19 protein-coding genes are annotated in these 17,476 nt (G+C 70.0%); 9 read left to right on the forward strand and 10 right to left on the reverse strand.

Annotated features, from left to right (window positions below; genetic code table 11):
• The first annotated feature begins 319 nt into the window (after window positions 1–319).
• Window positions 320–1,468 (forward strand): LLM class flavin-dependent oxidoreductase, encoded by a 1,149-nt coding sequence (locus ACZ48Z_RS26715; protein ID WP_468738419.1) that lies wholly within the window; start codon window positions 320–322, stop codon window positions 1,466–1,468.
• Here the strand turns inward: ACZ48Z_RS26715 and ACZ48Z_RS26720 are convergent.
• The 5 genes from ACZ48Z_RS26720 to ACZ48Z_RS26740 all read right to left on the reverse strand — a co-directional run bounded on the left by ACZ48Z_RS26720 (window position 1,447) and on the right by ACZ48Z_RS26740 (window position 6,045).
• Window positions 1,447–2,046 carry a P-loop nucleotide/nucleoside kinase family protein gene (locus tag ACZ48Z_RS26720; RefSeq protein ID WP_468738461.1) on the reverse strand — a complete coding sequence of 200 codons (600 nt, stop codon included), beginning with the start codon at window positions 2,044–2,046 and terminating at the stop codon, window positions 1,447–1,449. The two genes, ACZ48Z_RS26715 and ACZ48Z_RS26720, sit on opposite strands and share 22 nt — an antisense overlap.
• A 16-nt stretch (window positions 2,047–2,062) precedes the next feature.
• The gene (locus tag ACZ48Z_RS26725) at window positions 2,063–2,287 is read right to left on the reverse strand and encodes a hypothetical protein (protein ID WP_468738420.1); all 225 of its coding nucleotides are present in this window, start codon (window positions 2,285–2,287) and stop codon (window positions 2,063–2,065) included.
• Window positions 2,288–2,337: 50 nt separating this feature from the next.
• Window positions 2,338–3,489, reverse strand: a complete 1,152-nt coding sequence (gene metX / locus ACZ48Z_RS26730; protein WP_468738462.1) for a homoserine O-acetyltransferase MetX — start codon at window positions 3,487–3,489, stop codon at window positions 2,338–2,340.
• Window positions 3,486–4,847, reverse strand: a complete 1,362-nt coding sequence (locus ACZ48Z_RS26735) for a bifunctional o-acetylhomoserine/o-acetylserine sulfhydrylase (RefSeq protein ID WP_468738421.1) — start codon at window positions 4,845–4,847, stop codon at window positions 3,486–3,488. Before ACZ48Z_RS26735 ends, metX begins: the two co-directional genes overlap by 4 nt.
• A 628-nt stretch (window positions 4,848–5,475) precedes the next feature.
• A complete protein-coding gene (locus ACZ48Z_RS26740; protein ID WP_468738422.1) occupies window positions 5,476–6,045 on the reverse strand; it encodes a helix-turn-helix domain-containing protein in 570 nt (189 codons plus the stop codon).
• Window positions 6,046–6,374: 329 nt separating this feature from the next.
• Here ACZ48Z_RS26740 and ACZ48Z_RS26745 point away from each other — a divergent pair, with 329 nt between their 5' ends.
• The 7 genes from ACZ48Z_RS26745 (at window position 6,375) to ACZ48Z_RS26775 (ending at window position 13,427) form a co-directional block, all read left to right on the forward strand.
• The gene (locus ACZ48Z_RS26745; RefSeq protein ID WP_468738423.1) at window positions 6,375–8,027 is read left to right on the forward strand and encodes a rhamnogalacturonan lyase B N-terminal domain-containing protein; all 1,653 of its coding nucleotides are present in this window, start codon (window positions 6,375–6,377) and stop codon (window positions 8,025–8,027) included.
• A 557-nt stretch (window positions 8,028–8,584) separates the two neighbouring features.
• On the forward strand, window positions 8,585–9,853 hold the full coding sequence (locus ACZ48Z_RS26750; RefSeq protein WP_468738424.1) for a sulfite oxidase: 1,269 nt from the start codon (window positions 8,585–8,587) through the stop codon (window positions 9,851–9,853).
• Between the two features lie 138 nt (window positions 9,854–9,991).
• On the forward strand, window positions 9,992–10,300 hold the full coding sequence (locus tag ACZ48Z_RS26755; protein ID WP_468738463.1) for a DUF6059 family protein: 309 nt from the start codon (window positions 9,992–9,994) through the stop codon (window positions 10,298–10,300).
• Window positions 10,269–10,397 (forward strand): hypothetical protein, encoded by a 129-nt coding sequence (locus ACZ48Z_RS26760; RefSeq protein WP_468738465.1) that lies wholly within the window; start codon window positions 10,269–10,271, stop codon window positions 10,395–10,397. Before ACZ48Z_RS26755 ends, ACZ48Z_RS26760 begins: the two co-directional genes overlap by 32 nt.
• A 140-nt stretch (window positions 10,398–10,537) precedes the next feature.
• A complete protein-coding gene (locus ACZ48Z_RS26765) occupies window positions 10,538–11,578 on the forward strand; it encodes an isopenicillin N synthase family dioxygenase (protein WP_468738425.1) in 1,041 nt (346 codons plus the stop codon).
• On the forward strand, window positions 11,575–12,873 hold the full coding sequence (locus ACZ48Z_RS26770) for an O-acetylhomoserine aminocarboxypropyltransferase/cysteine synthase family protein (RefSeq protein ID WP_468738426.1): 1,299 nt from the start codon (window positions 11,575–11,577) through the stop codon (window positions 12,871–12,873). Before ACZ48Z_RS26765 ends, ACZ48Z_RS26770 begins: the two co-directional genes overlap by 4 nt.
• Window positions 12,870–13,427, forward strand: coding sequence for a hypothetical protein (locus tag ACZ48Z_RS26775; RefSeq protein ID WP_468738427.1), 558 nt, complete (start codon window positions 12,870–12,872; stop codon window positions 13,425–13,427). The genes ACZ48Z_RS26770 and ACZ48Z_RS26775 overlap by 4 nt, the downstream gene beginning before the upstream one ends.
• A 299-nt stretch (window positions 13,428–13,726) precedes the next feature.
• Here ACZ48Z_RS26775 and ACZ48Z_RS26780 read toward each other — a convergent pair whose 3' ends face one another.
• The 3 genes from ACZ48Z_RS26780 to ACZ48Z_RS26790 all read right to left on the reverse strand — a co-directional run bounded on the left by ACZ48Z_RS26780 (window position 13,727) and on the right by ACZ48Z_RS26790 (window position 16,102).
• The gene (locus tag ACZ48Z_RS26780; RefSeq protein WP_468738428.1) at window positions 13,727–14,356 is read right to left on the reverse strand and encodes a TetR/AcrR family transcriptional regulator; all 630 of its coding nucleotides are present in this window, start codon (window positions 14,354–14,356) and stop codon (window positions 13,727–13,729) included.
• A gap of 92 nt (window positions 14,357–14,448) precedes the next feature.
• Window positions 14,449–14,910 (reverse strand): MarR family winged helix-turn-helix transcriptional regulator, encoded by a 462-nt coding sequence (locus ACZ48Z_RS26785; protein ID WP_359130118.1) that lies wholly within the window; start codon window positions 14,908–14,910, stop codon window positions 14,449–14,451.
• 139 nt (window positions 14,911–15,049) lie between these two features.
• Window positions 15,050–16,102, reverse strand: coding sequence for an ABC transporter permease (locus ACZ48Z_RS26790; RefSeq protein ID WP_468738429.1), 1,053 nt, complete (start codon window positions 16,100–16,102; stop codon window positions 15,050–15,052).
• A gap of 83 nt (window positions 16,103–16,185) precedes the next feature.
• Between ACZ48Z_RS26790 and ACZ48Z_RS26795 the strand changes: the two genes are divergently transcribed.
• Window positions 16,186–16,671, forward strand: coding sequence for a MarR family winged helix-turn-helix transcriptional regulator (locus ACZ48Z_RS26795; RefSeq protein ID WP_468738430.1), 486 nt, complete (start codon window positions 16,186–16,188; stop codon window positions 16,669–16,671).
• A 60-nt stretch (window positions 16,672–16,731) separates the two neighbouring features.
• Here the strand turns inward: ACZ48Z_RS26795 and ACZ48Z_RS26800 are convergent, their stop codons facing one another.
• On the reverse strand, window positions 16,732–17,082 hold the full coding sequence (locus tag ACZ48Z_RS26800; protein WP_468738431.1) for a DUF4333 domain-containing protein: 351 nt from the start codon (window positions 17,080–17,082) through the stop codon (window positions 16,732–16,734).
• 214 nt (window positions 17,083–17,296) lie between these two features.
• Complete coding sequence (locus ACZ48Z_RS26805) at window positions 17,297–17,452, reverse strand: hypothetical protein (protein WP_468738432.1); 156 nt, start codon at window positions 17,450–17,452, stop codon at window positions 17,297–17,299.
• Window positions 17,453–17,476: the final 24 nt, after the last annotated feature.

The raw sequence follows: 17,476 nt of genomic DNA on the forward strand, positions 1-17,476 counted from the left end.
ACAGGAAGGACCGCAACGGTATGACGAGCACCGAACCCGAACAGGCCCTGCCCGCCGCAGTGTTGGCGATCGGCGGCGTCCTCGCGGGCGCTCCGCTCTGATCGGCCGCCGCAACAGGCCATCATCGACACGGTGCACCGTCACCACGAACATGGTCCCCCTGCATGCAGACGCGAGCGGGCTGACGGAGTCCCACACCGTGCCTCGCTCGCGCTGTTCCAGGCCGAGACCGCCCCCGTGCTGCGCCGGGAGATCCCGGATCCGCCGTTCGTCTGGGGCCGCGTACTTCAGGCACCACCGACCACTCAGGAGTCCGCCCGTGTCCGACGTCTCCCTCGGCATCCTCGACCTGGTCCCGATCCCGTCCGGCTCGACGGTAGCCGATGCCCTGCGCAACTCCATCGACCTCGCACAGCAGGCCGAGCGCTTCGGATATGCCCGCTACTGGTTCGCCGAGCACCACCTCAATCCCGGCGTGGCCGGCACGTCACCCGCCGTCGTCCTGGCGCTGACCGCGTCCGCCACCTCCACCATCCGGCTCGGCGCCGGGGCCGTGCAGCTCGGGCACCGCACGGCGCTCTCCACCGTGGAGGAATTCGGTCTGCTCGACGCGCTGCACCCGGGCCGCTTCGATCTGGGCCTGGGCCGCTCGGGCGGCCGCCCGCCGGGGCAGCCGGCCGAACCGTTGCCGACGGCGACCCCGGTCGTCGACGGTCGTGCCCCGAACGGCCTGCTGATCCCACCGCGCTTCTCCTTCGAGTACCTGCTCGGCTCACCCCGTATCGCGCTGCAGCGCAGGCTGCTCCTGCTGCCGGGGGCCGAGTCGCAGGACTACGACGACCAGATCGGCGACATCCTCGGTCTGCTGGCGGGCATCTACCGCTCACCGGAGGGTGTCGAGGCGCACGTCGTGCCGGGGGAGGGAGCTGACGTGGAGGTGTGGATCCTGGGCAGCAGCGGTGGTCAGAGTGCCTCGGTCGCGGGCCGCAACGGTTTGCGGTTCGCGGCGAACTACCACGTCAGTCCGGCCACGGTCCTGGAGGCGGTGGAGGGCTACCGGTTCTTCTTCCAGCCCTCCGAGTTCCTTGAGAAGCCGTACGTCAGCGTCTCGGCGGACGTCGTCGTCGCCGAGGACGACGCGACGGCCCGTGAACTCGCCACCGGCTACGGTCTGTGGGTGCGCAGCATCCGTACCGCCGAGGGAGCCATCCAGTTCCCGACGCCGGAGGAGGCGCGCGCCCACATATGGACCGACGAGGACCGTGCCCTCGTCCAGGACCGCCTCGACACCCAGTTCGTCGGCTCGCCGGGCCGGGTGGCCGACCAGCTGGAGCAACTGCAGGAGGCCACGGGAGCGGACGAGTTGCTCATCACGACGATCACGCACGACCACACGGACCGGGTCCGCTCGTACGAGCTCCTCGCGGAGGAATGGCGCCGACGGGGTCACTCCTTCCAGCCGAGCTGACGCTCGGCGTCCCGGCGGTGAGTGCTTGAGTCGCCGGCACACGCGCCGAGTTGGCCGAGCCGCCGCGTACGCCGTGCGGTAGTGGTCAGGCTGGTCGGAGGCCGCGCAGGAGCCGAGCCAGCGACTGCCGCGGGCTCTGGCCCGCGGTGTCGACGATGACGTGCTCCCGGCCCCACGGCTCGTACTCCCTGCCGACGACCTGCTGCCAGTCCGGTAGCGGCAGGTCCGGAATGTCGACCGACCGCGAGGTCACGCGGTGCCTGTGCTCCGCCGGATCCGAACACACCACCTCCACCTCGACGACGGTCACGCCCGCCCTGACGGCCGTGTCCCGCCAGGCGTCGCGCGTCACGCTCAGCGGATTGACCGATTCGGCGATCACGGTCAGCCCGTGCCGCAGATGTTCCTCGGCCAGGGCGTATCCGACGACGTAGCCCACGGGACCGACCGGGTGCCGGGCCAGCCCGGAACGGACGATCGCCCTGCTCGATGGTGTCGACCCGCAGATGGACCGCACCGATCCGGGCCGCCAGGAGACGGGCGAGCGTGGTCTTGCCGGTGCCCGGCAGGCCGCCCATGACGATGAGCAAAGGATCATCCCTTCGAAAGCCGTCGCGAAGAGGCGCCGTACGCCTTGGAGTTGCGCACGAAGAACTCGTACAGGTCGCGGACCGCCCGCGAAACGGACCCGGAACGGCGGTGCTTGCAGGCCCAGATGCGCGTCAGAGCGCTGGTGGGCTTCCAGCCATGCCGCCGGACCGCGGGCGCGAGGAGATTCATGGCCACGCCCAGGACCACCGCTTCGCCGCGCGGCGTCATCGGGCCGACGGCGTGGAACGGAGGGCGAGGGCATGGCCACCCCGCGCGTTCTAGTCGACGAGTTCGCTCACGAGTGCGGCGACTTGTTCCACCTCGATGAGGAAGCCGTCGTGACCGTACGGGGATTCGACCACCCGGACCTGATCCGCCGTGGGGATCCCGGCCGCCAACTCCGCTTGCTGGCGCAGCGGATAAAGGCGATCCGAGTCGACGCCCGCAACGAGGGTCCGGGCCGTCACACGGCTCAGGGCGGCACGCGTGCCGCCCCGGCCGCGACCGATGTCGTGACTGTTCATGGCCTCTGCCAGGGTGACGTAGCTGCCCGCGTCGAAGCGGCGCACGAGCTTGGCGGCGTGGTGATCGAGGTAGGACTCGACCTGGTACCGGCCGCCGTTCCGGGGATCTTCCGTGCCCTGAGGCGTACGGCCGAAGCGGACCTGTAGCTCCGGCTCGCTGCGGTAGGTGACGTGGGCGAGGCGACGGGCGAGGCCGAGTCCTGTGTGCGGGCCGAGTCCGGGGCCGGCATCGTGGTAGTCGCCGCCGCGCCAGCGCGGGTCGCCGCGGATGGCATGGAGCTGGATGTTCGCCCAGGCGATCTGCTCCGCGCTCGCCGCGGCGGTCGTGGCGAGCAGGAGGAGGGCCCGCGTCCGTTCCGGATGCGACACGGCCCACTCCAGCGCGCGCATCCCGCCCATCGACCCACCGACGACGAGTGCCCATCGGTCGATGGCCAGAGCGTGGGCCAAGTCCGCCTCGGCGGCCACCTGGTCACGTTGTGTCAGGTAGGGAAAGCTGCCACCCCAGCGGCGTCCATCCGGTGTGAGGGACGAGGGTCCGGTGCTGCCCTGGCAGCCGCCGAGCACGTTCGGAGCCACGACGAACCAGCGGTCGGTGTCGAGCGCGCGCCCGGGGCCGATGAGACCGTCCCACCAGCCGGGGGTGGGGTGCCCGGGTTCGACGGGCCCGATGACGTGGCTGTCACCGGTCAGGGCGTGCAGCACGAGCACCGCGTTGGAGCGGTCGGCAGCGAGCCGCCCCCACGTCTCGAACGAGAGCCGCACGCCCGGAAGTTCACCGCCCGCCTCCAGGGGGAGCGGCCTGTCGCGCTCGTACCACTGGCGGCGTCCGGGCGGGTCCCCCTCCCGCCAGGCCCCTGAGGCCGGCGGGAGGGAGACCTCGGACGGCGGCAGTACGGTGTTCAGGACGCGCCCTTCGCCGCGCGGAACCCTGCCTCCAGGTCGGCCTTGAGGTCGGCGAGGTTCTCGATGCCGACCGACAGGCGGACCAGGCCGGGGGAGGTGCCGGTGGCCGCCAGCTGTTCCTCGTCGAGCTGGCTGTGCGTGGTGGACGCGGGGTGGATGATGAGGCTGCGCACATCACCGATGTTGGCGAGGTGGCTGAAGAGTTCCACGGCGTCCACGAACCGCTTGCCCGCCTCGACACCGTCCCGCAGCTCGAAGGAGATCACGGCACCGGCGCCGCGCGGCAGGTACTTCTGCCCCGCCTCGTACCACGTGCTGGACTCCAGCCCCGGGTAGTGGACGGCGGCGACCTCGTCCCGCTGTTCCAGCCATTCGGCCAGGGCCTGGGCGTTGGCGGAATGCCGTTCGATGCGCAGGCTGAGCGTTTCCACGCCCTGGAGCAGCAGGAAGGCGGAGTGCGGGGAGAGGGCCGGTCCGAGGTCGCGCAGCAGCTGCACCCGGAGCTTGACGGCGAAGGCACCCGGGCCGAGCGCCGGCCAGTACTGCAGCCCGTGGTAGCTGGGGTCGGGCTCGGTGAAGTCCGGGAACCGCTCGGCATGTGCCCCGAAGTCGAAGGTGCCGCCGTCGACAACCACACCGGCGATGGTTGTGCCGTGCCCGCCCAGGAACTTGGTCGCCGAGTGGACGACGATGTCCGCACCGTGCTCGATGGGCCGCAGGAGATAGGGAGTGGGGACCGTGTTGTCCACGATCAGTGGCACGCCCGCTTCGTGAGCGGCGTCGGCGACCGCCCGTACGTCGAGCACGTTGCCGCGCGGATTGCCCAGCGTCTCCGCGAACAACGCCTTGGTGTTCGGCCGGATCGCCGCCCGCCAGGCATCGACGTCGTCCGGGTCGTCGACGAAGGACACCTCGATGCCGAACTTCGGCAGAGTGTGCCGGAACAGGTTGTACGTGCCGCCGTACAGCGACGTACTGGAGACGATGTGGTCGCCGGAGCTCGCGAGCGTCAGGATCGCCAGTGTCTCCGCGGCCTGCCCGGAGGAGAGTGCCACGGCCGCGACCCCACCCTCCAGGGCGGCGATGCGCTGCTCGAAGACGTCCTGGGTGGGGTTGTGGATGCGGGTGTAGATGTTGCCGGGCTCGGCCAGCGAGAACAGGTCGGCGGCGTGCTGGGTGTCCCGGAACACGAACGACGTCGTCTGGTAGATGGGCGTCGCCCGGGCGCCGGTGGTCGGGTCAGGGGCGGCCCCGGCGTGGATCTGCTTGGTCTCGAACGACCAGGCCGAGGTGTCGGGCCCGGCGGACGTTTCCTCAGGGGTGTGGCCGGCGGTGACGGAGTCGATGGGCTGGCTCATGGTGGAGCTCCCTTGTGCGGAAGGCGGAGATGCCGGAGGTGCGGCAGACGGGAAGGCGCGAAGGAACGACAGGGCTGACGGTCGCGCCCGGAACGCGGGTGGCGGTTGGCCCTGTGCGGTGGGGAAAGCTGTCCGGAGACCGGAGCGAGGACTCAGCTCACGGCAGAACAACACATGGTGGTGACACGCCCGTAGTCAACGTGGCGGTGGGTCACGAGCACGGTCATGAGGTCAGGTAACCACATGGGGGTGGCCGCGCACCAGGGCAAAGCACTCGACACCAGCTGGAACGCCGGGCGGTACGCAACTCCCGCCCGGCGTCGACCTCATCTCCCAGGAATGAACGAGGCGGATATGCCTGCCGCCCGGCGGCGCGGAGCGCGTCCGCCGCGAGCTGCAGCTTGCTCGCGAAGCACTGCTCGTCGGGGACACCGGCCGGCTCGCTGCGGTCCTCATCTGCGGCCTACTTCTTGGTGAAGTACAGGGTGCTCGGCGGACGAGGCGAAGGTGAGCTGCACAGGGCGACCTCGCACAGATCCACGCCGCCGACCGAGCCCGAGCTCCGGCGGGCCGCGGCCGCGGCGTCGGCGTCGGTGGAGGGCTTCGCCGTCCGCTGTCGCGTCCGCGATCAGGATCCCGCGACCCCGCGCCCGGCGTCCGCGGTGACCCGCGCCAGCAACTCGTCCACGGTCCGCGGTGCGTAGGGGCCGCCCGCCCCGATGAAGTCCTCGCCACCGAGGAGTTGTGCGACCTCCTGGCGCGAGTGGCCGAAGAGCAGCGCCCGCCCCGCCCCCGTGCACCAGACCGGCGTCAGCCGCCCCGCCCACGCCCAGGAGAACTCGGCCCAGGCCGCCAGCTCGGCCCGCACCGAGAGCACCATCGCCCCACAGAGCACGTCCACGTACGCACACGCCCCGAACCGGACCACCAACTCCCGCAGCAGCGCCCGGCTCTCCGCACCCCACGGCCCGGCCTCGGCCGCGACGGCCAGCAGATCCGCCCCGGCGCGGAACTCGTGGCCGTCCCGGGCGAGTGTCCCGGTGTCGACCAGATCCCGCAGCAGCCGCGACGCCTGCCCCTTGTCCAGCCCGCTGTCCTCCGCCAGCCGGACCACACCGGGTCCCCCTCGGCTGTCGAGCTCTCCACGGACCACCCGCTCCACCAGCCCGAGCCCTCGAGGCAATGCGCCCGTCGCCACGTCCTTGCACCGGATGCTACAGATCCCGGGAAGCCCGTCGGCACCAGGAGCGGGGCGCTCTCCGAACAGCGCGATCACGTGGACAGCGAGCCCCTGCCGCCGGTCGCCGGGGGAGCGGCTGTCCCAGGCGTTCCGGAAGGCGTCGAGGCCGCTGGTCGGATGGCATGAAAAGTTCACACTCGGTCGGCTGAGCCGTCGAATCCCGTCATGTGAGACGGAATGTGACGCCGTATGACATCCACGTGGCGATCCGCCGCCGCCCGTCGCGCACGCCCTCCAGTTCCCCGCACGCTGGTGATCATCACTCGTAACCCCCCAGGAGCTTCCCCATGTCGCACGTCAGTGGTCTGCCTCGCCGCGCCTTCATCGTCGGCACCGCAGGAGCCGCCCTCGCGCTCACCGCTCCCGGCCTGGCGCGGGCCGCGACGGGTTTCGGCTGGAGCGACGACGGCACCAACTACGTCGTGAACACCGGCGCGAACCTCGTCTTCAAGGTCAACCACACCAACGGCGACCTGGTCTCCTTCGTCTACAAGGGCACCGAGTACCAGGGCTACGACGGCAAGAACTCCCAGGTCGAGACCGGCCTCGGCGCCTCGACCGTGACGATCTCCCAGCCGTCGTCCGGGGTCGTGCTCATCACCGTCACCCACGGCACGCTCATCCACTACTACGCGGCCCGCAGCGGAGAGGACAACATCTACCTCTTCACCTACAAGGCCGACGACTCCGTCACTGCCAGCCGCTACATAGCGCGCCTCAACCCCGGCCTCTTCCCGCTGACTTCGTCCGACACGTGGTCCAACTCCGACACGGTCATCGAGTCCGCCGACATCTTCCAGAAGGCCGACGGCACCACCCGCGCCAAGCACTACGCGAACCTGCGGACCGTCGACTACGACTACGTCGGCTTCACCGCGGCCTCGCTCGGCATCTGGGTCGTCCGCTCCAACAAGGAGAAGGACTCCGGCGGTCCGTTCATCCGCCAGCTGCTGCGCCACGGCAACGAGAGCGGGTACGGCCTGTACGAGCACCTCTACTACGCCGAGACGCAGACCGAGGCTCAGCGCTACGGCCTGCACGGACCGTACGCCCTCGCCTTCACCGACGGCTCGGCACCGACCACCGCCGTGGCCGGGCGGAACAACACCGCCTGGGTCGACGCCCTCGGCCTCACCGGCTGGACGGCCGCCGGCGGCCGGGGTCGCGTCGTCGGCAACGGTGTGGCGGGCCGCGACACCGCCTATCCGTACGTCGTCGGACTGTCCAACGCCGACGCCCAGTACTGGACCACGGTGGACGCCGCCACCGGGAAGTACGGCATCGCGGGCGTGCTGCCCGGCACCTACACGCTCACCGTCTACAAGGGCGAACTCGCCGTCCACACCGAGAGCGTGACGGTGACTGCGGGCACGGCCACCACCGTCCACACCCGCACGATCACGGCCGACCCCAGCTCCGACGCCGCCATCTGGCGCATCGGCGACTGGAACGGCACCCCCTCCGGATTCCGCAACGCCTCCCTCGTCACCCACGCCCACCCCTCCGACTCGCGCGCCGGCGCCTGGGCGACGGGCACGTACGTCATCGGCACGTCCACGGCCGCGGACTGGCCCGCCTACCAGTTCAAGGAGATCAACAACGGCCTGCTGGTCTCCTTCTCCCTGACCGCGGCCCAGGCCGCGGCCGACCGCACCCTGCGCATCGGCACCACCTCCGCGAAGGCGGGCGGCCGGCCCCAGATCACCGTCAACGGCACCTGGACGTCCGCGCTCCCGTCCGCCGCGACCGAGCCGACCACACGCACGCTCACCGTCGGCAGCTACCGAGGCAACAATCACACCTACGAGTACGTCGTACCGTCCTCCGCACTGGTCAGCGGGACCAACACGCTGCGGGTCGACGTGAACAGCGGGTCGGCCGGTGGCGGGGGGTACCTCAGCCCCAGCCTGTCCTTCGACGCGATCGACCTGCTGGCCTGAGCGGGGCCTTCGCCGCGGGCCGGGGGCGTGGTGCACCGGACTTCGCCGGGTCACCACCCCTGACCCAACCGCCGCCACCGACGTGGTCATCGGCAGCGTGCATGCCGTTACCGAGAATGGTTTCCTGCTGGTCGGTTCGACGGGTTTCGGACGGGCCGAATACTCACGTGACCGCGATGACCGACTCCTACCGGCGGCGGCACGGCGCTCGCAGGTGAGGATGCGCATACATGGTCTCGACACGCCTTTCTGCCATGTGCTCGCTCCAACAGCCTTGCACAGCAAGGTCGTTGACACGCGCCATATCCCATGCTTGCATGCCGTCATGCCTCCGCTGGAGCCTCTGACCCGTCGCCGCGCCGTGGACCTCGTCCGCGTGGCCGCCGCGCTGTGTCCGTTCCTCGGCTGATCGCTCTTCTCCCGGTTCTCCTCTCCGACGGCCGCGTCGCACATGCACCGTGGGTATCCGTGGACCTGTCCAGGACGGCCCCCTTGCGCATCGGCACGCGCCGCGTTGTGACCGCGCCCTTCTCCCCCTACGCATGACGAGGACTGCCATGTCCGCTGCCGGCTCGGCCCCCCACGAGATCGCCTACGACCGCCGCAGGCTGCGCCAGTGGCTCGCCGGGGAGGCCAGAGCGGAGGGGGTCACACGGCGCCGGCTGCTCACATTGCTCGCCGCGACCGCCGCCACCACCGCGCTCCCCACGACCAGTCCCGCTCGCGCCGCCGACTCGCCGATCGTCAAGCCGTTGCCGCCCGAGTGGTTCATCCAGCGCGGTACCAACGCCGAGACCCGCTGGGAGGCGCTGCGCGGAACCGGTCATCACACCCCCAACGAACTGTTCTTCGTCCGCAACCACACGGCGACGCCCGTCCTGGACGCCGCCGACTGGCGGCTGAGACTGTGGGGTGACGGGCTGCGCGGCACACCCGCCGAGGACAGGCCGGTGGAGTTCGGGTACGACGATCTACGGGCCCTGCCCGCCGTCACCCGCACCGCGTTCGTCGAGTGCGCCGGAAACGGCCGCAGCTATTACACGACGCAGCAGGGGGAGACGGTCACCGGCACCGCCTGGACGCTGGGCGCTGTCGGCGTGGCGCGCTGGCGCGGGGTGCGTCTGTCCGACGTACTGCGCAGGGCCGGGCTGTCGCCGTACGCCGTGGACGTGCAGCCCCGTGGCCTGGATGCCGAGTACGTCAGCGGTGGCGAGAGCCTGGGCAGGGTGCGCCGTGCGCTGCCCCTGGCCAAGGCGCTGGACGACGTGCTCCTCGCGTACGAGATGAACGGTGAGCCGCTGCCGTACGACCACGGCTTTCCGGTGCGGGTTCTCGTGCCCTCATGGGTGGGGATCGCGTCGATCAAGTGGGTCGGTGACATCGAGGTGTCGGCACAGCCGCTGTACTCGCCGTGGAACACCACCTTCTACCGCCTGTTCGGCCCCGCCCACCCGCAGCAGGGCAGTGCGCCGCTGACCCGGCAGACGATCAAGAGCGCCTTCGAGCTGCCGAGCGGCGCGACCTTTCCGGCGGGGGAGGACCAGGTGCTGCACGGACGGTCCTGGTCGGGTGCGGGCGCCGTCACGCGGGTCACCGTCAGCACCGACGGCGGGACGAGCTGGCGGCGGGCCCGACTGCACGACCGGCCGCGTTCCGGCACGTGGACGCGCTGGTCCCTCCCATGGACGCCCGGCGCGCCCGGCCCGACGCACTTGCTGGCCCGCGCCACGGACACGGCGGGCCGCACCCAGCCGGACACCGCCGTGTTCAACACGCAGGGCTATCTGTTCGACGCGGTGGTGCGACACCCGGTGACCGTGGTCTGACGCTGCTGGGCCGGCCTCCTGGATGCGGCGGAGCTCTGCAGTGCCGCCGTTCGCCGACCTGCCGCCGCACCGCTGCGGTGAAGCACGCACGCCGGGTGGGGTGACGTGTTCGCCCGCTGGACGCCGGGACTCCTCGCGATGGGCTGCTGCCTGTGGGGGCTTCCGCTGCCCGAGTCGCCGGTCAGGGAAGGGCCGACGGGGCCGCCGCCCGGCCATCCGGAGTGCCTCGCCGCCCATATCCCGCTCACGGATGCGGAACGGCAACTCTGGTCGGCCCTCGGCCCTCGGCCTGAAGGCCTGACCAGTGCGGCACGGGAACCAGGCACCTCGCCCGCTCGCCGCACTCACTGCGTCGGCCGTCCCTGCGAGTGTCAAGGTCGAACATGTCGGAAGGCCGTCTCACGCGCTGGGACGCATGGTGGACGCATCTTTCCGGGTGTGCTTTGATCCGGCCATGGAGACCACCGGCCCGGCATACACGGTGCTGCTCGACCCGTTCTGGGTGAGCCGCCGCGCCGACCAGTTCGACCAGGTCTGTTGCTGATCACCAATCGCTGATCGCCGTCCGACGGCTCGCGATCTCGCGCCTCTCTTGATGCCCGCAGCCTTCTCGCGCCCTCAACCAGCCGCCATACAGGCGTAGTTGCGGGGTGCGCGCGTCCGCACTGCCGTGAAGGACCCCCCATGGCCCAGCCCACAGCCCTGCCCGTCATCGACATCTCCAGCTTCCGCGCCCCGTACGCCGAAGCAGCTGACCGTGATGTCTTCCTCGCCGAACTCCGTTCCGCCGCCCACGAGGTGGGCTTCTTCTACGTCACCGGGCACGGCGTCCCCGCAGCACTGCGGGACGAGGCGCTGAGCGCGGCCCGCCGTTTCTTCGCCTTGCCGGAGGAGCAGCGTCTGGAGATCGAGAACCTCAACTCGCCGCAGTTCCGGGGCTATACGCGCACCGGGACCGAATACACGGCGGGCAGCTCCGACTGGCGCGAGCAGATCGACATCGGCCCGGAGCGGTCGGCGCTCGAGACCGGCCCGGACGATCCCGACTACCTGCGTCTGATCGGCCCCAACCAATGGCCGTCCGCGCTACCGGAGTTGCGGGACATCGTGCTGCGTTGGCAGGCGGAGGCGCTGCGGGTGAGCCGTGAGGTGCTGCGCGCGCTCGCGGCAGCACTGGGTCAGGACGAGGGTTACTTCGACCAGTGGTTCGATGACGAGGCTGCCGTGCACGTGAAGATCGTGCACTATCCTCCGCGAGCTGCCGAGGACGCCGACCAGGGCGTGGGCGCGCACAAGGACTACGGCTACCTCGCGCTGCTCCAGCAGGACGAGGTCGGCGGCCTCCAGGTGCAGCGCGAGGACGGCACATGGATCGACGCGACGCCCGTCCCCGACGCCTTCGTGGTCAACATCGGCGAGATGTTGGAGATCGCCACCCAGGGCTACCTGAAAGCCACTCAACACCGGGTCGTCAGCCCGCAGTCGGGCGTTCACCGCTACTCGATCCCCTTCTTCCTCGGCCCGCGCCTGGACGCGGTCGTCAAGCCACTGCACCTCCCCGAGAAACTGGCGGCGCTGAGCCGTGGTGTCACCGACGACCCGGACAACCCCCTCCTCGCCGCCTTCGGCGAGAACGCGGTCGTCGGCTGGCTCCGCTCGCATCCCCGGGTCGCCGAGCGCTGGTGGTCGGACGTCCTGGCGAAGCGAGAGGACGAGAACCGATGAGCAACTGGGCCTTCGAGACCCGCCAGGTGCATGCCGGTGCCGTCCCCGATCCCGCGACCGGCGCCCGGGCGGTGCCGATCCACCAGGCCACCAGCTACGTCTTCCGGGACACCGCGCACGCCGCCGCGGCCTTCGAACTGGCCGACCTGACCACCCACGCCTACACCCGGCTGTCGAACCCGACCACCGCCGTGGTCGAGGATCGGATCGCAGCCCTGGAAGGCGGTTCGGCCGCGGTCGCGATGGCCAGCGGACAGGCCGCGACGGCTCTCGCCCTGCTCAACCTGGCGCGCGTGGGCGACCACATCGTCGCTTCGTCGTCCCTCTACGGCGGCACCCGCACCCTCCTGGAGCACACGTTCGCGGACTTCGGCATCGATGTCACCTTCGTCGACGACCCGGACGACCTCGGCGCCTGGTACACCTCCGTTCGTCCCACCACGAAGGCGTTCTTCGGTGAGACCATCGGCAACCCGCGCGGCAACGTCCTCGACATCGAGGCGGTGGCCCACATCGCCCACGAGGTCGGCGTGCCGCTGGTCGTCGACAACACGGTGCTCACGCCTTACCTGCTGCGCCCGTTCGAGCACGGCGCCGACATCGTGGTGCACTCCACCACCAAGTTCCTCTCCGGACACGGCACCGGCATCGGTGGGGTCGTCGTGGACAGCGGGCGCTTCGACTTCGGCGCCGACCCGGACCGGTGGCCGGGGCTGACCGGTCCGGACCCGACGTACAACGAGCTGTCCTTCTGGGACTCCTTCTCCGACCTCGGCCTCGCCTACGCACTGCGGCTGCGCACCCGACTGGTCCGGGATCTGGGACCAGCCGTCTCGCCGTTCAACAGCTTCCTGCTCCTCCAGGGTATGGAGACGCTCAGCCTGCGCATCGAACGGCACGTGACCAACGCCCAGTCGCTCGCCGCGTGGCTGGAGGACCAGCCCCAGGTGACGCGAGTGCACTACGCCTCGCTTCCTTCCAGCCCCTGGCAGACGCAGGCCAAGCGCTATCTGCCGCGGGGCGCCGGAGCGGTCCTCGCCTTCGAACTCGCGGGTGGCCTGGAGGCGGGTCGGCGCTTCGTCGAAGGGGTCCGGCTGTTCAGCCATCTCGCGAACATCGGTGACGTACGCAGCCTCGTCATCCACCCCGCCTCCACCACCCACGCCCAGCTGGATCCCCGGCAGCAGGCCGCGGCCGGGGTCACGCCCGGCCTGGTGCGGCTCTCGGTCGGCATCGAAGGCGTCGACGACCTGATCGCCGACCTCGAAACGGGCTTGAGAGCCGCCGCCGTATGAACTCCGCCGCACGCACCCGGGGAGCAGGATCCGCCACGCGCCGCAGCACCGCCGTCCGGCTCGCCGCCACAGTCCTCGCCAGCCTCGACGCCCACCTCGACCACGCCGAGGAGTTCCACGACGTGGTGACGGGGTTGTCGGACTCCTTCGAGGGCGATGTCTTCCGCGCGCAGGAGTTCCACGCCGAGATCATGGAGCGCGCCGCCGCCCCCGGTCGCGACCCCGACCACCTCAAGGTCCTCCCCGCCACCATCGAATCCGAGGCCCGCGACAAACTCGCCCGGCTCACCGAACTCCTCCCCCCGCAGGTCGCGTTGGCCGACCTCTCCTACTGGCTCGGCGGCTTCGACCTCAGCCCCTACCCGCTCGACGGCCCGCTGCCCGAACTCCCCGTCTCCAACCAGTCGCACACCGCCCAGCAGCAGATCTACGAGGACGCCCGCCGCGACAACCTCACCATTGCCGAGTACGACCTGGCCGACGCAGCGAAGGCTCAGCGTTTGCTGGAAGCGGGCGAGAACACAGGGAAGGCCGTGCTGAGGGTTCGGCACTGAGTTCAGCGATGCCGTGGGTCGTGGGTTCCACAAGTTGAGCTAACTGCCGCAGACGAAGCCGTCGCCCACTGAGTGGTGCGAATCGTGAAGTTGCAGGCTGGGGGTCTGGGGGGTGGGGGGAGGGTCGGGAAAGTCACTCGCGCTGGGACGCCGGGAGAGAGACGTCCGCAACGGTCGCCGGAGGTCTGTCCATGTCGCCGCCTCGGGGTACGTACTGGTCAACGGTCAGTCACAGCACCGTGGGTGCTGCCGCGGCCCCTGGACTCAGGCCTTCACACCGCTCAGGCGGCCCATCCTGATCAAGCGCTTGGGGAGCTGACGGGCCGTAGGCCATGGAGCACGGTGTCGACAATCTGCTCGGCCAGTCCGTCCGGGAGGTCGGGGTCGGGGCCGACGAACGAGCGGATGAGCAGAGGAGCGACGAACATTTCGACAGCCAGTTCCAGGTCGATGTCCGTACGGAGTTCCCCGTTCGTCCGGCCTCGACTGAGGATCGCCAGTCCGAGGTCACGCCGGGGAGTGATCACGCCGGCATGGTAGGCCGCCCATATCTTCGGGCTGTTCCTCGTCTGGGCGTGGGCGTTGTGCAGGATCGCCGACAAGCGGCTGACCAGGCTGCGTTGGCGCAATGACTCCAGGAGAACGACGAGGTCGTCCCGCATCGAGGTGCCGGGGAGTTCGGGTACGGCGGACTCGGCAGCGCGTATGACGTCGACGAACAGATCCTCCTTGTCGCTCCAGCGGCGGTAGATGGCCGCTTTGCCGACGCCGGCGGTGCGGGCGATGCGCGCGACGGAGAGATCACCCAGTGGAACACCGTCCTCCAGGAGGTTCATTACTCCCTCCATGATGGCCTGTTCCACGGCTTCGCTGCGCGGGCGACCGCGCATGGATCCGTTCGACGGCGGACGGCTCTCGGCACGGGTCATGGCTTTCCGTCGCTCAGCCTCTCCATGTCTCGTTCTCACATCGCCGCGGCGGAGCCGACAGCGGCATCCGCTGGACAGCCAGGGCTGCAGGGCTAGTTCAAGGAGCGCCTGTCGATGGCGAGGGCATCGGGGTTCAGTTCCTCGACCAAACGGTAGAGCAGACGGTGAATGCTGTCCTTGTCGTCCGGGGAGAGTGGTGAGGTCGTCTCCCGTTCGATTCGCCGGGCGATCGAAGCGGCACGAGCGGCGGTCGCGTCTCCTTCGGCGGTCGCGAGCAGCCGCATGCTGCGGCGGCTGGTCGGGTGCGGCTCACGTCGTAGTAGTCCTCGCTCGACGAGCTGGCTCACTGCGGCTCCCATGGACTGGGCCGTGATGCCCGAACGGCGCGCGATCTCGGCGGCGGACACCCCCGGCGTCCAGAGGACCTGCTGCAGAGCGTTGTGCTGCGCCAGCGTGAGGTCTTCCGCGCGCAGTGCCCGCTCCAGCCGTCCGGCGATGATCTGGGAGAACTGCCAGGCGAGGTATCCGGTGGTGGGGAACGCGGCGTCGGTCACGGCCGTCAGTCTACGAGAGCGAGGTGTGCTGCTCGCCGGGGACGTTACCGGACAGACCTGCCGCCTCTCTCTGTCATGGACCAATTCCGCTCGCGTTCCCCACGGACGGTGCCTGGGAATGGGCAGGGCGGGAGCCGGGTCAGGCGACGGCTGCGCGGCGGGGGCCGCGGGCATCAAGCCAGAAGAGCACCACGGCGGCGACGAGGATCCACACCACCAGGACAGCGATACCCGTGGTCAGACCGTCGTTGTTGAAGTGGGACAAGCCCTGGACGGCCCGTACGCCGACTCCCACCGGGAGGACCTCCGAGAGCGGATGCAGCCATTCCGGCAGGTAGGCGGCGGGCAGCGTGCCACCGCTCGTGCTGTTGCCGAAGGTCAGCAGGACCACGGCGGCCAGCGACATCCCGGCCCGGCCGAAGACACGCATGAACATCATGGTCGCACTGCCGACGGCCGCGGCCATCAGCGCGATGACCCCCGCAATGCCCAGGAAGGGCCCGGGCAGTGCCGCGAAGCCGAGGCTTCCGGCCATCGCCGCAACGAGGACGCCGGCGAGGACGCTGAAGGAGGCCAGACTGGCAAGCCTCCACCGGTACTCCAGTCGCGGAGCCATCTGGTAGGTCATCATGCCGAACAGGAAGCCGGCCAGCACGACGCCGAACCCGGCGTAGAACACCGACATGCCGCGGGTATCGCCCGCCGAGGCCGGCACGACGTCGCGTATGGTCAGCCGGTCGCTGTTCGCCTTGGCGACACCGGAAAAGGCGCCGGTGACCGTCGAGGTCACCGAAGGGCCGTTGGCTCCGGCGTACAGCAGCGTGGCGGAGTTCCCGGAGCCGGTGACATAGGCGGCGTACACCTTGCGGTCCTGCAGCGCGCGTCGGGCCGCGTTCTCGTCGGGATAGCGCTTCACCTCGAATCCGCCGGACAGACCGAGCTCCAGCCCTCCGGTGACCTGCTCGAGCCGTTGGGTCGTCCCGACGACGGCGACCGGAAGGTCGTGCGGCCGGGGGGAGTGAAAGGCGGCCAGAAACACGCTGACGAAGATCGAGCCGATGACCAGCACGATCGCGACCGGTAGCAGAACTCCCTTCACTCCGGTGGCACCTTGCGGCGCCGGAGCGGTGTCCATCGCGTGGTGATGGGGCGCATGGCGCGCCTCGGCGGAAGTGGTGGGTGATGTGGACATGGGGGAGGGCTCTCCGTCTCTATTGCAAGGTGCCTTATAGTTGTACCATAGAAATATCAGGTACCTTACTGTCGGAGCCGCTCATGAGCCGCACACACGCAGATCCGTCCACACGCATGGGCTACCTGGCGTGGCAGATGGTCCACGTGATGGGAACGCGGCTTGAGAGAGCGTTGCGTTCGCTCGACCTCACGGCGGCGCAGCACAACGCGTTGCAGCACGTCGGCTGGACGCCGGGAACCTCCGCGGCGGAGATCGCGCGCAGGACCGGCTTCACGCCCCAGTCCATGGGCGCCGCTGTCAACGCACTGGTGGACCGCGGCCTCCTCGCGCGCCACGATCCCCCTTCGAACCGTAGAACCGTCCAGCTGACCATCACCGGCGACGGCGCGAAGCTCGCCGATCTGGCGCGGGAGGCGGTGGAACGACTTGACGGAGAAGCGCTGGCGACCCTGGCCCCCGCTGAGCGGGCAGTCATTCACTCCCTGCTGCTCCGCGTGCTTGCCGAGCTCAATCCCGATGCCCTGCCACCGTTGGACCTGCGTGGTGCGGGCCCCGGCACGGCGTGACCGTCCGGAAGAGCCGACGCGCCGAGTCGGCATCCGGGCGAGGGTCAGACGACGCCACTCCTACTGCTCCAGCACCGCGTAGTCGTACGAGACGCTGTTCCCGTTGGCCTTGGTCACGGACACCATGATCTGCTGCCGCTTCCCGTTCTCGGACACCACAGTGCACTCGACGGAGTCGCGCTGCCACGCCTTGAGACCTCCGGCACAACTGACGGATTTCGGCTTCTCCTGGACGAGCGGCAGGGAGTAGTTCTCGCGGACCTGCTTCTCGACCTCCGTACGGCTCACGGCCCCGGTGGAACCGACGGTGCTGGTCGACTCCGTGCTCAGCAGCCGCGGTACGGCCACGAAAGCGAATCCGCCCACGGCCACGACGGTGGCGGTCACCAGGGACACAGCGACGTATTTCATGTTTCTCTCCTGCGATGCGCTTGCTGCGGTGAGGCTGTCACCAGGAGAGTCGCTCGCCGGACGGCGGCTGCGCTTCGGCCCGTCGGCCGACAGTGTGCGACCGGGGTCGGCCCACAGGCCGATTCACGGGTCAGGCCGGCGGCAGCCGGCGGTCGCGTACCGGTACGAGGCGGAGGACGACGTCCGCACCCAGGGACGGGGCGGCGCATGTTCGTCAGCGCTTCCTGCACCACGCGGTGGCCGGGCGCTCCAGCCGCCGAGCGGTCCGGGGGAGCAGCAGCGGGTCGGCCCGCAGGCCGACGCCGGCCGCCCCGGACCGGCCCGGCGGCCGAGGACGGCAGCGGGCGTACGGCGGGATCGTCGACGGCATGCAGATCCTCACCGTTCTCCAAGT

Source organism: Streptomyces sp. NPDC031225 (assembly GCF_055570355.1).